Source organism: Marinibactrum halimedae (assembly GCF_021234875.1).
Taxonomy (GTDB): Bacteria; Pseudomonadota; Gammaproteobacteria; order Pseudomonadales; family Cellvibrionaceae; genus Marinibactrum; species Marinibactrum halimedae.
This window is the reverse complement of the sequence record NZ_JAJQVM010000008.1, coordinates 135,812-154,100: the sequence shown is the minus strand read 5'-3', so window position 1 is coordinate 154,100 and position 18,289 is coordinate 135,812. Positions and strand designations below refer to the sequence as shown.

The window sequence follows — 18,289 nt, the reverse complement described above, 5'->3', positions numbered from 1 at the left end:
ACCGGGGTTGCGAGGAAAATAGTGATAGGACGACTTCAGAGAATCGTTACTATCACTTGGATCACCTCGGCACGCCGGATACGTTAACGGATAAGAAAGGGAATATTGCGTGGAGCGTGAGTTACCAAACGTACGGTAACTTGGCGATAAAGCATGAGGGTGAAAGTTTCCATCAGCCGATACGGTTTCAGGGGCAGTACGCGGATGAGGAGACGGGGCTGCATTACAATCGGTTTCGTTACTATGACCCGGCGATTGGGCAGTTTATTACACAAGATCCGGTGGGCCTTGCTGGCGGAAATAATAATTACAGGTATGCGCCGAATCCATTAGAATGGATTGATCCATATGGGCTTACTGCCAAATCAGGTGATTGCGAGAAAAAATATAGGGCATTGACTAAAGAGCAAGAAGCTCAGGCGTTAGCAGGCGAACCTATTTCTCCAAAAGATAAAACGGCTGCATATACTGTACAAGAGCACATTGATGATGGACGTTTAAAAACACAATACAATTCATTAGGTAGTAAAAAAGCCGCTAATTTCTATTCTCGCCCAAACCCAAAACGTGGAAAGATGAATAAGAGTGTCATAATTGAGGTTGATACTCAAAAAATAAAATCATCCAAAGTTCATGACGTATCTAAAGGTATTGATCCAACTACAGGGGATAAATTATCTGATCCTGGGTATCGTTATGCTCGAAAAGACAAGGAGGTTTTGGTTGAGGGTGAGATCCCAGTCGACGCATATAGGATAATTGATAATGACTGATTCTCTGGAGCATTTGAAATATTTATCATCAAATATATCTGATGCTATGTTATTTGAATCGAATGATGAAGATGAGGAGTATCAAGTAAATAAAAATTCTAAAATTAAAGTTCTTGATTTTATTTTAGATGAACATGATAAAACTAATGACAACTCCATTTCAAAAGAGCAGTTTAATATAGTTTTTTTGAAATCATTGGAGTTGTTGCAAGCTAATACTGGTTGTGCGGAAGACTTAGAAATTTTAGAAGATATTCTTGATGTTCTTTATGATAAAGGCCTTATTGATAAGGAAAAATACAAAAATATTATTGAAGGTTCCCCTTGTGGACGCTGGCTTTAGCACTTGAAAAAATTGTTTAGGCTTTACCGTATTTTGACACATCGCCACTCCGCCGCATTGCGGCTCCGGGCAGAGCTGCACTTCGTTGCGCACTGCATAGTCAATAAGGCTGCTCTGTCCTATGTCATGCCGCTTGCATATTCGCAGCGGCATTGTAGCGCACCTTTTTGCTGTCGTAGTTTTTACCAAACTCTTCATCGTAGGATTTGCTAAAAAATAGACGTTTTTCCCGAATTGCTATCGTAGCCTTTTCGGGTTTTGCCACTCTTACATCGCAATGTCTACCGTTTTATTGTCGTAAGGTGCTGGCGTAAAAAAAGGGCTTTCGCCCTTTTCCTATGTTTCGTCCAACTACGATAAGACTTGCTGTGTGATCAACTCTTCATGAGATCGCCAATGCGGTTGCACGAGCACATTATTCACATGCGTAATCGATACGACCCTTTTGGTTTCTCGCGCTGCTTCAATTAAACTTCCCAAACACAAGTTACGGCACAGCCGTAAATTCCCTTCACTGGAACGAATAATCAACGCCATCGCGGCCTCGTCAAACGTATTAATGCCCATTTTTACCGACTCCAGTTCTCGAACAATGTAACGTTCCATGTCTTCTTGATTCAGTGGCTTGAGCGTCGCGGAATAGGTAATACGACTTTTAATGTCTTTGTTGGTACTTAAGGATAAATAATGTAACAACGAAGGCTGGCCGAACAACACTAAGTTATGATTTTTAGGAAAGCGTTCGAACAATAATCGTAACTTACGTAACACCGAAGTATCTAGCAAGTGGGCCTCATCAATCAGTATATACAGGGTTTTTCGTTCACGGATATGACTGAATGCACACTCGATTAAATCGGATTCAATGTTTTTTTCTGTCGTCTCTAATTGAAGAGAATCCGCTAGCTGCCAAATAATCTGTCGATAAGTATGCAAGGTTCTTGAGCAGGAGGCAACGGTGTATTCACGCGCTTTATTAAACTGCTCAATATGTTCCCGTAACACGGTTTTGCCCACACCAGGTTCTCCAATCACAACAGAAAACCCGCCTTGCTGAGCGTGTATTTTAATAATGTCTAACAGGTGGTTTTGTTGGGGGAGCAATGTCAGTTTATCACGTTTGAAAGGGGCTTGAGTAATGCCCCATACCGCATTAATCATGATGGCCTCCTTGTGGTGATGGGTGTGGTGATGGGCGTTTTTGTTGCGCATTAAAATACAGGTTCAACGGTATTGCTTCCCCCATTCGTTGGTCATTGAAATACACAATAAAACGATGGCGCTGATCCCGATCAAAACGGACTTGTATGGTTTTACCACGAAGATCAACGGGGCATTCAAACTTATGATTATTGATGGAAAACACGTTGACGTTGCTGACTTTACGATTTTCTTCAACAAAAAAGACCTCTTCGGTAAACTCGTCATTAGTTAAGTAATGAATACGATGATGATCAAGGTTGAATCGATCTAGCGGTTTCATATGAATGCCACTGTGAGGCTGAGTATTGTAATGGTTTTCAATCCACTCTTGAGTGAGTGTATTTAACTGTTCGAGTGAGGTAAATTCGGTATGCATCACTAAGAAGCGGTCTCGAAAGCCCCTAAAAAATCGCTCTATTTTTCCTTTCGCTGCCCCATCCCGAATCGGGGCATGAGATAAACGAATGTCTAAGCGCACACAGGCTTGCAGAATTTCTTTTGAGGTGTAATTGGCGCCATTATCAAAGTACAAACGCTCCGGTTTTCCTCGCTTGTACAAAGCGGTTTTAAACGCATTGATCATATTTTGCGTGTTATCACGATAAAAGAATTCGGCGTGGGTAATGAGGCGGCTCGCATCATCAATAAACGCGATGAGGAACGTTTTCTTCCATTGACCATCACACCATTTTCTGGTTCTACTGACCCGCAGACCGCAGGAAATGGGGCGCTGATGAGATTGGTGCCGATACCGCTTTTCTACTTTTCCAGTTTAAAAGAGGTGATTAAATGGGCGGGAGAAAGCTCTAGAACAACCCATGGCGCACAAGAGTCAATTAGTGCTTGTCAGTACTTTTCTGCGCTAATTTGGGGGGCTATATCGGGGGCTTCAAAAAGGGAGTTGTTAGATGGCATTTATGAACCCTTAGCGGGGCTCTGGTCTGATTACCCTCTGTGCCCAGCAGTGGAAAGAGTTGCTCTTAGTGCAGCCTCTAAGAGTAGGGATCAGATTAAATCCACAGGGTATGTGATTGATACTATCGAGGCTGCCATATGGGCCTTTGCAAGCACATCGTCTTTCAAGGAAGGTGCGCTGTTAGCTGCAAATTTGGGGGACGATGCCGATACTGTGTGTGCGGTATATGGCCAGATTGCTGGAGCTTTTTATGGTGAGCAGGGTATTCCTGTCAGTTGGATTAAGAAGCTTTGGTATAGACATGTGTTTTATTTAAAAGCTGACGAACTGTTGAAATATGGTGCTTATGCCTTGACTCCTTAAATTACCGTTTAGTGGTAGTTAGGACGTCCAGCACAAGCCGGACGCTCACCCGCTTGTCATCCCCGCTGCAAAAACAGCGCAACGGGGGCCACCAAGAATATCCAAGGGGTAGTTAAGCAGGCCTGAAAGGCGACCTGCTCTTTCGTATTTTTTCTCAAAAAAATCGATACATTTTTACACTTCCGGCGTAAGGAGCGCCAAGTCGACTGGCAGCAAAATCCACCAACCAGTCTTTTAGTTTATGTAGGCTTGTTATTCCATTGAACTGCACAATACCGTGATTTGGTTCGTATAGCAGAAATAAACGCGATCCAGTTTCAGGATGAATTCCCATTGTAATGGCAATCGCGTGACCACGTAGCGCAATTAACCAATACTTATTGCTTTCCCGAAGGTGAGGGATGATATTGCCACAAATTGCATTACCCCCCCAATTTGTTAGGCAGCTCGATTCAAATCTAAGTGATGTGTTCCACATTCCTTGCTGCACAGGCGCTATTCGCGATGCCAATAGTGTTGGTAGGTTAGGTGCGCTTCGTTGATCTTCCATTATCCGACCAATAAAGGTTTGCAGGTCGGAAACATTGTAAAAACTACCTGCGGCATACCACCCGCTAGACGATTCGTGAATATAGTCATAAACCCATTGCCAAGGATCTTGATTAGCACAACGTTTTGCATACAGTAAAAAACTTGCTGCTAGCCCGAGACAGATACCTTCTCGGTTCTGTAGGTTCATTCGTAAATAAGGGTTGTTGAGTGAATTTCCCCTTAAAAGAACTGCTTGATCATACTCCCAATAATCCGCTGAGTGCCGAATTCCAAAAAGCGCAAATGACATTGTATTTTTCCTTTGTTGAAGTATTTCTTCTGATTCTCAAAGTTAATACTGGATATTGCCCTTTTTTTTCTCACTTTTTTGTGGTGCTTTTTAATGCGTGTCGCATCGATAGTAATTACTGATGCTTGATGGCACATAGACTTCCATTAATGATCACATAAAGTCTTTTCACGACATAGTGTGGACTTAATGCATCTCCTAAATTCAACTTAAAAATAAGGGGTTATTAATTAATTCAAAAAAATAGGATACATACTTTTTTTGTAAAATTAGAGATGGATTTGAAGTCATGATTTCTAAACAATTCTGTATTTTAAAAATCTCAAAAAAATCTTAAATAAAACTTTTCAGACTCTGCCAATCTTACATCATAATTTCTACGAATTTATCGTCGTAAAGTGCTAGCATAAAAAAGGGCTTTCGCCCTTTTCCTATTTTTCGTCCAACTACGATAACGCTTGCTGTGTGATCAGCTCTTCATGAAATCGCCAATGCAGTTGCACAAGCACATTATTCACATGCGTAATCAATACGACCCTTTTGGCTTCTCGCGCTGCTTCAATTAAACTTCCCAAACACAAGTTACGATACAGTCGTAAATTCCCTTCACTGGAACGAATAATTCAGTTTTAAAGCGTATGCCTTTCGGATGGCTTTTCGATTTAAAAGAGTTCGCCATTAATGATGAACTCTTCAGTTTACAATATTGAAAAATTAATCGAAATCCTCAGGTAAGTAAAACGATTGTGTAGAGACAGTAATTCGAGTACATTCTTCGTATTCTGCGGAAAAACTAATATATGAATAAGGCGAGATCGCTTTTACTGCTTCAATTAATTCAGGGTTGGTAGAAGTGCAATTGGCCAAGATGTCTTCATCTTCTACCGCTTGGCAATATACCATTGATACGCTTTCTTCACCGTTATTAAATCCACGTATACCACACCCAATCATTGTATAATCGTTGTCCGTGTTGCGGGCCGATAACATATCACCTTGGCCTGAAGAATAACGTACATTACCTTCTTCATCTGTTTCAATTTGTACTTCAACTGGTACAGGTCGGTAGGCACCGGCTATAGCACCCGTAGTGGCAAAAATACAACTAGCAACGAAACAGCCTAAGATTTTCTTCATTTTTTATTTCCTTGTAATTAAAACCGCCGTTATTATCTGGTTTTTATAGTAAAGAAATCAACCTAAAAATAAGAGGTTATTAATTAATCCCAAAAATATGACCACATGCCTCTTTTATAATATTAGAGATGGCTTTGAAAGCATAACTTCTAGACAATTCTGTATTTAAAAATTGCAAAAAAAATCTTAAATAAAACTTTTTAGGCTTTACCAATCTTGCCTCATAATTTTTACCATTTTTTTGTAGAAAGATAATAACGTAAAAAACTTTCCTCTCTTTCTTTTCTTGTCCGACTACGATAGCGCTGTCTATGTAAAGGTGAATAATTAGTCTGTAATCCTCTTAACCGGGAAGATTCAAATCCTTGAAGGAATAATCAGATGAAAAAATTACCGCTTTTCACCTGCAATGCCTTAAGGAATAAAGTATAGAGAGCAATAAGAGGGAAAGGCTCTCTCGGGGGTGGGCTGACGTGAATTATTGAGCCATAAGAGGGTCTATTCGTCGGGTAGTATGAGGTGATTAAATTTATAACGGAAAAACAATCAAAACAACCACAACTGGCGAATATATGAACACTTTATTCAAAGCAGCCTTCGCTGCATCCCTCCTGATTTCCAGCGTGCAAAGCTTCGCACAAAAGGAACCGGAAGATACAGAAGAGAAACCCATTTTTAGCAGCGCAACATTTGAAGCCATGTCCCTTCGCAGTATTGGCCCGGCCTATATGTCTGGCCGTATCGCGGATATTGCGGTAGACCAAAACAGACCGTCTACTTGGTATGTTGCCGTTGGCTCAGGTGGCGTTTGGAAAACCGTAAATACCGGGACTACCTGGACACCTATTTTTGACAAGCAAGACGTGTATTCCATTGGCGATGTCACTATCGACCCAAATAATTCCGACATTATTTGGGTGGGCACCGGTGAAAACCACGGTGGACGCCATATCAGTTTTGGTGACGGTGTTTATAAATCCCTAGACGGAGGGGAAACCTGGGAAAATATGGGCTTGGAAAAGTCCGAACGCATTTCCGATATTGTTATTCACCCTGAAGATTCCGATACGGTGTGGGTGTCTGCACAAGGCCCGTTGTGGACGGGTGGCGGTGAACGGGGCTTGTACAAAACCACCGACGGCGGCAAAAATTGGGAGCAAGTATTAACACCGGAAGATGAATGGACGGGGGTGACATCATTAGCCATAGACCCACGTAACCCAAATAAACTTTATGCTGCCACATGGTCGCGCCAACGCACCGTTGCGGCGTATGTGGGCACCGGGCCAGGAGCAGGCATTCATACCTCAGATGATGGTGGAGAGACCTGGACGGAGCTGGAAACCGGATTGCCAGAAGGCAATATGGGAAAAATTGGTTTGGCGATTTCTCCGATCAACCCTGATGTTATTTATGCGGCCATCGAAACCGATAACCGCAAAGGCGGCGTTTATCGTTCAGAAAACCGTGGTGCCAGTTGGACGAAGATGTCTGATGAAGTCGGCGGCGGCACCGGCCCTCATTATTACCAAGAACTGTATGCCGATCAGCATCAGTTTGATCGCATTTATATCGCCAGTAATTACAGTAAAGTATCCAACGATGGCGGTAAAACGTGGATACCCATTAATGTCGAACGTAAACACGTCGACGATCACGCCATGGCATTCCACCCCGCCGACCCCGATTTTATGTTAATCGGTTCTGATGGCGGTTTGTATATGTCTCACGACCGCATGGAAAACTGGCGGTTTATGGCCAATTTGCCACTCACGCAATTTTATAAAGTGGCGGCCGATGACAGCGAACCATTTTACACCGTTTATGGCGGCACCCAAGATAATTCAACACAAGGCGGGCCGTCTCGCACCCTTAAGAAAGAAGGCATCAAAAATAAAGATTGGTTTTTAACTCTAGGGGGCGATGGCCACCAACCTGCCATTGAACCGGGCAACCCGAATATTATGTATTCTCAGTGGCAACAGGGTAATTTAAATCGCCATGATCGCATTACCGGCGAAAATGTTTATATCAAACCTCAACCACGTCCGGGTGAACCAGCAGAACGATTTAATTGGGATGCGCCCATTAATGTTTCGGCCCATGACCCTAAGCGACTGTATTTTGCGTCTCAACGAGTGTGGCGATCGGACAATCGTGGTGATAGCTGGACACCCATTTCAGGTGACCTAACGAAAAACGGTAATCGCATGCATATGCCCATGATGGGGCGAACGTGGTCGGTAGAGGCTGGCTGGGATCTTTATGCCATGTCTGAATACCACACGATTGCGAATTTTGCCGAAAGCCCGGTGGATGAAAATATACTTTGGGTTGGCACCGATGACGGGCAAATCCAAGTCACCACCAATGGCGGTAAAGATTGGAAAAAAATTGATCTAAAAAATGTGCGAGGCGTTCCTGCAACGGCTTACGTTAATGATATTCGGGCCGATTTATTTGACCCCAATACGGTGTATGTCGCGTTAGATAATCACAAGTATGGTGATTTCAAACCGTACTTGATTAAATCCACCAACTTGGGCGGAAAATGGACGTCATTAGCGGAAGATTTACCTGAAAAACATTTAGTGTGGCGCATTGTTCAAGATCATGTAAATAAAGATTTATTATTTATTGGTACGGAATTTGGCGTATTTTTTACCGTGGACGGTGGTAAAAAATGGATTGAGCTTGATGGCGGTATTCCCACAATTTCAACGCGAGACGTCATCATTCAGCGCAGAGAAAACGATTTGGTGATAGGCACCTTTGGCCGTGGTATTTATATTCTTGATGACTACAGCCCATTGCGTGAACTTAACGAAACCACCATGGAGCAAAAAGACGCTCTGCTGTTTGCCCCCAGCCGGCCAGTGAAATGGTTCCAGCTTGACATCAATCATTCACGTACCGATGGTGATGATCGTTTCGTTGCGGACAATCCCGAGCATGGCGCGACCTTAACCTATTTCTTAAAAGAAGGTTTGCATACCGCAAAAGCGGCGCGCCAAAAAGCAGAAAAGAAAATGGTGAAGGAAAAAAATTATCCGAAATACCCAAGCTGGGAAACCATTGAAATAGAAAACCAAGAGCCTGAACCTGCAGTGTATCTTGAAATTCGGGATGCCTCTGGCGAATTTGTGAATCGTGTGGCAGGTGGAACGAAAAAAGGGCTACACCGTGTGACTTGGGATATGACCTATGCCAATACCACCGCCATCATAACAAAAGAAGACGATGAGGAAGAGTCAGAAGACACGGGTGTGATGGTCATGCCAGGGACCTACACGGCTGAGCTGTATCAACGTGTTGGCAGTAAAGTGACAAAATTAGCCGAAGCAGTAACGTTTGAATTGAAATCCATTCACAAGCCAGCACTTGCTTCTTCATCACCTAAAGCGGTACTTGAATTTAGTAAAAAAATGAGGGTAGCAGAAAGGCGCGTTTCCTCAACGAATGCATTACTTGACGAGATGGGTAAAACCATGGAAGGCTTGCGTGCAGCACTTGATCTTACTCCAGGAGACATCAAAGGCCTAGAAGCTCAATACGCCACCATCCGCAGTGAGATAAATGCCATTAAACTCGAATTAAATGGCCTTGAATCTCGTGACAAAATGGGTATCAAACCTGCGAACATTTCCAGTCGCTTGTGGTATACCATGTCTGCATCTTGGTCCTCTTATGGCCCCACTGAGCAGCATCGCGAACAACTTGGTTTTGCACTAGATGGGTTAGACGCTGTGGGTAAGCGTATGAAAATACTCCAAGAAAAAGCCATTCCCGGCTTGCAACAGGCGGTCATTAACGCCGGTGGCCCTTGGACGTCGGGTGCGCCTGTCATTAATTAAAATTTAAATTAAAAGCAAAAAAACGTCAGCAGGCTTTGACAAATCGATTAGATATTTATAAATATGAATGGATATTCGATTTCCACCTGTTGACGTTTCGAGATATTGTTCGAACATATTAAACAAGATGTAGAAAATAATGCGTTTTAAAAAAGCCAATAGAGCAATCCACAAGTGGGTGAGTATTGTTATTGCCACTCCCTTATTGGTGGTTTTTCTTTCCGGGGTATTATTGCTCGTCAAAAAAGAAGTCAGTTTTATACAACCGCCAACAATGAGAGGCGAAAGCTCTGCCCCAAGCCTCCCTTTTGACAAGATACTCTCCATTGCACGCACGGTTGCAAGCGCTCAAATAGATAACTGGGATGACATCGATCGACTAGATGTTCGCCCAAGCAAAGGCTTAATAAAGATCAGAAGCCAGAATCGATATGAAATTCAAATTGATAGCCATAGCGGCGAAATTTTACTGGTGGCAAAGCGACGCTCAGACCTGATTGAGAGCATTCACGATGGTACATTTTTTGAGAAAAACGCCAACCTATGGCTAATGCTACCCTCGGCAATTGCCGCATTGGTAATGTTAATTACCGGCGTGATTTTGTTTGCCACCCCCTACATGAAAAAGAAAAGAAAAATTTAGTTGTTTTGATAAAACATACTAAATTAGACCTAACCTGACAGCCATTCGCTTTTTATTCTGCTCAAATAGAGGTGTCAGATTAGGTTGAAATACGGCATTTTAGTAGATACGCTTCCATTAATTTCAGCATTCATTACACCTCTAAATCTGAAAGACACGATTCCAGATTTTCTCTTTCTTCAGACTCAATGTGGCCCAATTGATCCATGAGGACTTGAGAATCCTGCTTGCTATCTAAACCAAATCCATCGCACAAAATGTTTAGCTCTTCCGACTGCGGCTGCTTACCCACTTGAGCTGATCTCTCTAACAGTGATATTGCCATATGGCACTGATCTAATTTCGTCAAACCATGCAATTTACTACCAATCTCGTATATCGTTTTTCCGGCCCCTTGAAGGGAGACAGGGATGAAACGCAGCCCATGAGACAATACGGCTTTCGGAATTCTGTAAACCATTTTCCCCCAGTTCCAGGCAGCCTTAGAATAACCTGTATAAGCTGAAGGTAACAGGCTCATTTGTGAACTCTTCCTTATGTCATCCCAACTTTTGTTTTCAACGCACTTTCTATAACTGCTCATACCATGATGTAGCACAACTGATCGCCTCAAAAAAGAGACACAATATTTATATTTATGGGTGCCCCAATTTGAGCCAATACCTGGTATACGAATACCACATACCCTCTCAAAGTGAGGAGCATGAACAAATGGCAAATAAGGCAGACATGGAATAGCGTCGAATTCATTGTATACTCTAAATATATTTTTAGCGCCGACCCCTTTGGTCATCTCCTTTGCAAAACTAACATAACCAACTCGAGGAGCGCCAAAAGTATAAACTTTAACGTTTGTGTAATTTCGCCGCTTATTCAACCAAGCCGCTGCGATCATCGCCAAAGCCCCTCCCAAACTATGCCCAACACAATGGATCGCTGCTATCCGTTTACTTCGAAAAAATCTGTCAATTTGACCACTGATAGAATTGAAAGCTTCACTAAACCCTTTATGTATATAGCTGTCTGTAACCTCTCTTGTCACCCTTATGTTTGCATCTGTGAGTCCATCTCCCTTAGAGACCGTTCCTCGAAATATAAGATAAATTTCGTGTGTTGTTTCAACGTGCAAAGCAACGCCCAAATTTGTTGATTTTCCGTCACCCACTATACCCTTAAGAATTTTATGGGAAACATCGCCATCTTCAGTTATCTCCCCCTTCAAAGTATTTAATGCTGTTGATGCCTCCGACTTACCTTTTTCAATACCGTATACCTTTTCAGCAAGTTTAGCCGCCAACCCTGGTAGTAGTGAATTCGTCATTGCCTGTCTCCGTAAATTAAATCCATTTTTAATGAACTTAGAAACCCTAAAAGAAACAACACCCAATTAAATCTCAAAGAGAAGCTTTAATTTCCCTTGCTTTAAATAATACTGATTTGCTCACAACAACTGGTCATTTCAAATCAATTTTAAAATGAAAAGGTAAGATTAATTTAAATAACAGAACTTAATGTTTTGAAATTTTTATGAAAGAGGATTCTCACACCCTATTTTCCTGCCATAAAGTAGGATATGAGAAAAATATTCAAATGATATCAGTCAAGAACGACCAGAAGACATTTGTATGATTAGAAACGTGTCGTCATCTTTGAATAAGACGTGAGCGTGAAATTCTTAGACATTATTTTAATAAAAATACGTGCAGCCCCTTTATCCTTTATACCAAGGAGCCACCACCAATTAAATATTAATCCAACTAAGAGCTGATCTGCACAGCCCCGTTTTCAATTCTTATCAAATAAACAGAGAGACTCACTTCGGGATTTTCCAAACACTGCCCAGTTTTTAAATCGAAATGCTGCTTATAAAGCGGTGAGGCTACCACCAAGGCATCACCGATTGATCCTGTCATACCCCGAGACATAACATTGGCTTTTCCAATCGGATCATAATTGGAGACAGCAAAAACCTCCCCTGTTTTACTTAGCTTAAAGATCGCCACCTGTTCTTCATTTGAAGCTTGCGTGTCACTCCCTTTAGCTGCATACAAAACACAGACACCAGTACCTGACAACAAATCGTCTTCTCGACACACCGTTTGCCACGCTGCGTTTAAATCATCCGTCACTTTGGCATTCATCTCTACATTACCCATCATTATTTTTTCCACTCAGCAAAACACGTTGAAAGTCATTAACTCGAAACCAGTTCTACCGCCGGGATTCGTTCTTCACGTTCTTTTTCTGTCGCCGGACGACGCTGACCACGTTCGACCACATAAGCCAGTTGATCATCTGATTTATCACTGTTGACGAAATGCTTAAAACGCTTGAGTTTTTCAGGATTCTCCAATGTGGTTTTCCACTCACATTGGTATTGAGCGATATTATTGGCCATGTCCGTTTCAAGATCGGCACCAATATTTAATGAATCGTCAATAACCACTTTACGCAGGTAATCGAGCCCACCTTCCAAATTTTCTAACCAAACAGAGGTACGCTGGAGGCGGTCTGCCGTTCGAATGTAAAACATTAATACACGATCAATGTATTGAATCAGTGTGGGCGTATCTAAATCACTGGCAAATAAATCTGCGTGTCGAGGACGCATTCCGCCATTGCCACAAACGTATAAGTTCCAACCGTTTTCTGTGGCAATGACTCCAATGTCTTTGGATTGAGCTTCGGCACATTCGCGAGTACAGCCCGATACTGCAAATTTTAATTTATGAGGGGCTCGTAATCCTTTGTAGCGATTTTCAATATCGATCGCCAAACCAACCGAATCATCCACACCATATCGACACCATGTGCTGCCAACACAGGATTTAACGGTTCGCACTGACTTACCGTAAGCGTGACCAGTTTCAAAACCGGCATCCACCAGCTTTTTCCAAATTATCGGTAATTCATGTAATTGCGCACCAAATAAATCGATACGTTGCCCACCGGTAATTTTGGTGTATAAATTAAATTCTTTGGCTACCTCACCCAATACAATGAGCTTCTCTGGTGTAATCTCACCACCAGCCACACGCGGAACGATGGAATAGGTTCCATCTTTTTGCATGTTACCGAGAAAAATATCGTTGGTATCTTGCAAGCCGATATGCTCATTTTTCAAAACATAATCGTTCCAGAAAGACGCCAAAATAGAGCCCACAGCGGGCTTACAAATATCACAACCGTGGCCTTTGCCATGACTTTCTAATAATTCATCGAAAGTTTTAATTTGTTTTGTACGCACGATGTCGGCGAGCTCTTGGCGGGTATAAGGGAAGTGCTCGCAAATATCCGTATTCACTTCATAACCCAATTTAAGTAATTCTGCATCGAGCACTTGCTTGGTCAACGCTGCACACCCGCCACATCCGGTTGATGCTTTGGTGGCTGCTTTGATGCCGCCCATATCACTGGCGCCAGCCGCAATGGCCGCAGCAATATCGCCTTTGGTAACATCATGACAAGAACAAACAATAGCGGTATCCGGAAGAGAGTCGACACCCAACGTCGGCGCTGCGCCGTCGGACGCCGGTAGAATTAACCCTTCTGGAGATTCGGGTAAATCCATGTCATTGAGCATTAATTGCAGTAAATTTCCGTAAGCTTCAACCTCGCCCACCAATACCGCACCCACCAATTTCTTCCCATCGGCAGAAATAATTAATCGTTTATACACCTGTTCAACATCATCACTGTAGGTGTAACTCATGCAGCCTTCAGTGCGGCCATGGGCATCCCCAATACTGGCAACATCGACGCCCAATAATTTGAGCTTGGTGCTCATGCCTGCACCTTCAAACGTCTCATTCCCCCCCATTATTGAAGAGGCCGCGACTTTGGCCATAGAGTAACCCGGCGCCACCAAGCCGAAGATTTTTCCACTCCACAGGGCACACTCACCCACCGCGTAAATATTCGGGTCACTGGTTTGGCAATGATCATCAATGACAATACCGCCACGCTCACCCACCTCTAATTTGCACTCACGAGCCAGTGCATCTTGAGGGCGAATACCGGCCGAGAATACAATCATGTCTGTTTCTAGATGAGTGCCATCGGCAAAATTCATTCGATATCGACATTGCTCACCGGGCACAATCTCAGTGGTGGCTTTTTCGGTATGTACGCCGACATCCAGTGCTTCGATTTTCCGACGCAATAAACCGCCACCACCTTCATCTAATTGAACGGCCATTAAACGAGGAGCGAACTCCACCACGTGGGCTTTTAAGCCTAAATTTTTCAAGGCATTCGCTGCTTCCAAACCCAATAAACCGCCACCGACGACAACACCCACTTTGGACTCCTGAGCCGACGCCGTAATCGCTTCTAAATCTTCAATGGTGCGATAGACCAAACAATGAGGCTGATCATTCCCAGGAATAGGCGGAACAAAAGGATAAGAACCGGTAGCCAGCACTAATTTATCGTAGTGCTCTTTTCGGCCAGAACTGGTGGTTACGACTTTGGCTTCACGATCAATATCCGTGACGCGTTCGTTAACAATAAATTCAACGCCCTGACGGATGTAATCTTGCTCATTGGCCAACATTAAATCCGAAACGGTATTCCCCGAAAAATACGAACTTAATTGAACACGATCATAAGCGAGACGAGGCTCTTCAGAGAAGGTGATCACTGACCAGGCATCAGGCTGAGCCACAGACAAAAACTGCTCAATAAACTTGTGGCCAACCATTCCGTTGCCCACGACGATTATGCGCTGTGCGCTCATGCTCTCTGCCTCCTGGATCACTATGTCGTGAATCTCTATTTGTTTTGGGCCAGTCGTTTTACCAATGATTTGTACTGGCCTTTACGGGAATACCGCTCATCACGGGGTTGTACACAACTTTGCAATCACAGTGCCAAAGACAGAATTAATAATAGGGAATCAAAAAAAATCAAAATAAATCAACATATTACGAACACAGGATTTTTCTTTGCATTAAGTGCTTGAGAAAATCACATCCAAAAAGCACTAAATAAGCACACAAAAAACATGAAAAATTAAAAAGCACCAAATAAAAACAAAAAATAAATATAAAAATTGAACTATAAAATGACAAAATTTAGAATTAAGCACAAATAAAGATCAAAGACACTTCCCTTCAACAGCATTATTTACTCGCCTTACCTGCTTTTCATCTCATTTAGAATTCCCGCCATATAAATCAAACAAACGCTCATCAACGAAAATACTAAAATTAGGGAAGGGAAGTAGAAAAAGGGCAATAAAAAAGAATGTAAAGAGGAATAAAAAAGAATAAAAAGAGGTTAGACACATGACCTAAAAAGGCCATGCTTCGAAGGAGAGAAACCGTAAAATAGAATGGCAAGAGAAAGAGTCAGGCGCTATCTTGATGCTCGGCCCACAACTGCTGTAATTCCGGCAAACACGAACCACATCCCGTGCCCGCCCCCGTTAAAGCACTCAACGCATGCACAGAGCCACACTGCACCATGCCATCAATAATTCGCTGAATACCCACTTGCTTACAGGCACACACAATACGCCCCTCTGCCAACGAGCCACTAGCCACACCACTTAGCAATGTTTTTTGCACATCCACACTGACCGGAGCCGCCAGTATTTGCACAAACCATTCATACTGCTGAGAGTCTAACGAAGGCCCAACCACACAAGCATCCAACAAACGCTTTTGAGGCTGATGTTCAAACCGGGCCTGCCGCACCACTCCTCGTTTTGGGTCTTCAAAATCCAAACGCGTTAAGGTTTTCTGGTTCGCATCGTTTCGCGGTAAACACCGCTCTATTTGTTTCTGCAACTGATCAGGGCACACCTCATCAGCAATGTAGTAAAGGTAGCCGTTCTCAATTCGCTGCTGCACCCAATAACCATAAGCCATCGCATCGATGGGGTCCCTCACGGCCACTAACGCACAGCTTTTATAGTGCCACGGAGAGATCGCCACAGGCGTAAATTTCGATTCCGGTTGAGCCGATATTGGGTCTACCTCAGGAGTCACCAATTGACTCACTCGACCATCGGAAGAGTTCGCATCACTCCAGTGAATAGGCATATACACTTCGCCACGACGCTGATCCAATGTAAAGCGAACCCGAACTCGCAACCGACCTACCGAACTCGATACTTCCGCAATGCTCCCTTCAACAATGCTTTCCGCCTTGGCATCCAATGGGTGAACATGCAGCTCTGGCTCAGGCCGATGAGCATTGAGTTTTGGCGGCAACCCCGTCCGAGTCATGGTATGCCACTGGTCACGCAAACGACCCGTATTCAAAATCAGAGGAAATTCATTTGATGTTGCCGTTTTAGGTTCTTGATAGGAGACCGCAATACAACGCCCCCGAGCATCCGGTGTAAAAAAACCACCTTCACTAAAAAAACGTTTATGTTGCGTATGACTATCTGGACTTTTTAATGGCCACTGTTGAGGCGGCATGGCGTTGTAATCTTCTTCATCCATCAGCTTAAGCGGACTGATGTCTAAGTCACGCCCCATCTGCGCCGCCAAACCGGTCATAGCGGCGTATTCTTGAAAAATTTCAGCAGCGCTTTGGTAATCAAAGGCTTCGGCATACCCCATTCGCTTAGCCACTTCACTGATAATCCACCAATCAGGTTTAGCCTCACCCGCCGCCGGCACAAGCGCCCGCTGACGAGACATTCGCCGCTCCGAATTGGTTACCACTCCCGATTTCTCACCCCAACCCGTCGCCGGCAACGCCACGTGCGCAAAGTTTAAGGTGTCATTTTTCGAAACACAGTCTGATACAACCACCAGCTCGCAAGATTCAAGCGCCACCTTTACCGCATCCGCATTGGGTAAACTCACAGCTGGGTTGGTTGCCATCACCCAAACCGCTTTGACTTTTCCCTCGGCAATGGCATCAAACAACGACACCGCCGGCAAGCCTGGCGCTGTCGCCAATCGCTCCGCCTTCCAAAATTGACTGACTCGTTCGCGCGCTTCTTCATCATCAAACTCAAGGTGCGATGCTAAGGTATTGGCCAAGCCTCCCACCTCACGTCCGCCCATAGCATTGGGCTGACCGGTGACCGAAAATGGGCCTGAACCGGGCTTACCTATGCGCCCAGTAACAAGATGGGTATTAAGAATGGCATTGACTTTATCCACCCCCGCACTGGATTGATTGACCCCCTGAGAATAAAGAGTGAGGGTTTTGGGTGTTTCGATGACCCAATCGTAGAAACACGCCAAGTCATCACACGACACCCCCACCAACTCTGCCGTTTCCTCAATGGAGGGCGCATCCACTTTCGCCGCAGCAACGGCTTTCTCAACACCCTCTACATGGCGATCCACATACTCTTTATCGAAGGCCTCAGATGCCACAACGGCCGCCAAAAGGCCATTAAACAGAGCAACATCCGTCCCAGACTTAATGGGCAAATGCAAATCAGCCAATGAACAGGTGTCGGTTTTTCTTGGGTCAATCACCACAATCTTCATAGAAGGGCGCTGAGATTTGGCCGCCACCAAACGCTGATACAATACCGGATGACACCAGGCTAAATTTGAACCCACCATCACCACCAAATTCGCCTGCTCAAAATCAGCGTACACATTCGGCACCGTATCAGTACCAAAAGCGCGCTTATGACCTGCCACACTGGAGGACATGCACAAACGCGAATTCGTATCAATATTGCCGCTACCAATAAAGCCCTTCATAAGCTTATTGGCCACATAGTAATCTTCGGTAAGTAACTGGCCAGACACATAAAACGCAACAGAGTCCGGCCCATGCTGATCAATAATCTTGCGAAAACCCTTGGCGACATAATCTAAGCTGTGATCCCAACTGGCACGCATACCGTGAATGGAAGGGTGAAGCAAACGCCCCTCTCCCACCAAGGTATCACCCAAAGCCAACCCTTTAGAACATAAACGACCGTAATTGGCCGGGTGGGTTTTATCACCACGGACTTTGACACGCGCATTCCCCAGCTCATCGTAACTCTGGACCTGAGCCTCAACTCCACAACCTACCCCACAATAGGCACAAGTGGTTTTAATCCAGTTTTCGCGCTTAGTCGTCACAGAGGGTCTCCACATACTATGTCCATAACCAACTCAAGCAATAAGCAAACCAGCTTCGAAGAATTGCGCCGCATCTGTGCAAAAAAACGACTTAGCACACATCACTATCAATACCTAAGATCGTAAACACCACCTAAAAAGTCTCTTATTGAAGCAAAAATC

The 18,289-nt window shown here is 43.9% G+C and carries 14 protein-coding genes; 5 read left to right on the top strand and 9 right to left on the bottom strand.

All coding sequences use genetic code 11. The features are described from left to right. Together LU351_RS20665 and LU351_RS06855 are read left to right on the top strand one after the other, a co-directional pair. On the top strand, nt 1-773 hold a 773-nt coding region (locus LU351_RS20665; protein ID WP_269783335.1), incomplete at its 5' end, for an RHS repeat-associated core domain-containing protein. Beyond that, nucleotides 766-1,116 carry a hypothetical protein gene (locus LU351_RS06855; protein WP_232593319.1) on the top strand — a complete coding sequence of 117 codons (351 nt, stop codon included), beginning with the start codon at nt 766-768 and terminating at the stop codon, nt 1,114-1,116. The genes LU351_RS20665 and LU351_RS06855, both read left to right, overlap by 8 nt. A gap of 124 nt (nt 1,117-1,240) precedes the next feature. On the opposite strand, the gene LU351_RS06850 is transcribed toward LU351_RS06855, so the two are convergent. The 3 genes from LU351_RS06850 to LU351_RS06840 form a co-directional block, all read right to left on the bottom strand. Further along, complete coding sequence (locus LU351_RS06850; RefSeq protein WP_232593318.1) at nt 1,241-1,381, bottom strand: hypothetical protein; 141 nt, start codon at nt 1,379-1,381, stop codon at nt 1,241-1,243. 86 nt (nt 1,382-1,467) lie between these two features. Continuing rightward, nucleotides 1,468-2,277, bottom strand: a complete 810-nt coding sequence (locus LU351_RS06845; RefSeq protein ID WP_232593317.1) for an ExeA family protein — start codon at nt 2,275-2,277, stop codon at nt 1,468-1,470. Beyond that, nucleotides 2,270-2,944 (bottom strand): integrase core domain-containing protein, encoded by a 675-nt coding sequence (locus LU351_RS06840; RefSeq protein ID WP_232593322.1) that lies wholly within the window; start codon nt 2,942-2,944, stop codon nt 2,270-2,272. The genes LU351_RS06845 and LU351_RS06840 overlap by 8 nt, the downstream gene beginning before the upstream one ends. Here LU351_RS06840 and LU351_RS06835 point away from each other — a divergent pair. Then, complete coding sequence (locus LU351_RS06835) at nt 2,906-3,598, top strand: ADP-ribosylglycohydrolase family protein (RefSeq protein WP_232593316.1); 693 nt, start codon at nt 2,906-2,908, stop codon at nt 3,596-3,598. The two genes, LU351_RS06840 and LU351_RS06835, sit on opposite strands and share 39 nt — an antisense overlap. Before the next feature lie 154 nt (nt 3,599-3,752). Here the strand turns inward: LU351_RS06835 and LU351_RS06830 are convergent, their stop codons facing one another. Together LU351_RS06830 and LU351_RS06825 are read right to left on the bottom strand one after the other, a co-directional pair. Continuing rightward, nucleotides 3,753-4,439, bottom strand: coding sequence for a hypothetical protein (locus LU351_RS06830; protein WP_232593315.1), 687 nt, complete (start codon nt 4,437-4,439; stop codon nt 3,753-3,755). 714 nt (nt 4,440-5,153) lie between these two features. Next, complete coding sequence (locus LU351_RS06825) at nt 5,154-5,576, bottom strand: hypothetical protein (RefSeq protein WP_232593314.1); 423 nt, start codon at nt 5,574-5,576, stop codon at nt 5,154-5,156. 572 nt (nt 5,577-6,148) lie between these two features. Between LU351_RS06825 and LU351_RS06820 the strand changes: the two genes are divergently transcribed. Then, nucleotides 6,149-9,430 (top strand): VPS10 domain-containing protein, encoded by a 3,282-nt coding sequence (locus LU351_RS06820; RefSeq protein ID WP_232593313.1) that lies wholly within the window; start codon nt 6,149-6,151, stop codon nt 9,428-9,430. Between the two features lie 139 nt (nt 9,431-9,569). Further along, entirely contained in the window at nt 9,570-10,073 is a 504-nt protein-coding gene (locus tag LU351_RS06815) for a PepSY-associated TM helix domain-containing protein (RefSeq protein ID WP_232593312.1), read from the top strand. 133 nt (nt 10,074-10,206) lie between these two features. Here LU351_RS06815 and LU351_RS06810 read toward each other — a convergent pair whose 3' ends face one another. The 4 genes from LU351_RS06810 to LU351_RS06795 form a co-directional block, all read right to left on the bottom strand. Continuing rightward, a complete protein-coding gene (locus tag LU351_RS06810) occupies nt 10,207-11,394 on the bottom strand; it encodes a lipase family protein (RefSeq protein ID WP_232593311.1) in 1,188 nt (395 codons plus the stop codon). A gap of 436 nt (nt 11,395-11,830) precedes the next feature. After that, complete coding sequence (nirD, locus tag LU351_RS06805) at nt 11,831-12,232, bottom strand: nitrite reductase small subunit NirD (RefSeq protein WP_232593310.1); 402 nt, start codon at nt 12,230-12,232, stop codon at nt 11,831-11,833. 35 nt (nt 12,233-12,267) lie between these two features. Beyond that, on the bottom strand, nt 12,268-14,811 hold the full coding sequence (gene nirB, locus LU351_RS06800) for a nitrite reductase large subunit NirB (RefSeq protein WP_232593309.1): 2,544 nt from the start codon (nt 14,809-14,811) through the stop codon (nt 12,268-12,270). 613 nt (nt 14,812-15,424) lie between these two features. Next, nucleotides 15,425-18,127 carry a nitrate reductase gene (locus tag LU351_RS06795; RefSeq protein ID WP_232593308.1) on the bottom strand — a complete coding sequence of 901 codons (2,703 nt, stop codon included), beginning with the start codon at nt 18,125-18,127 and terminating at the stop codon, nt 15,425-15,427. Nucleotides 18,128-18,289 lie beyond the last annotated feature (162 nt).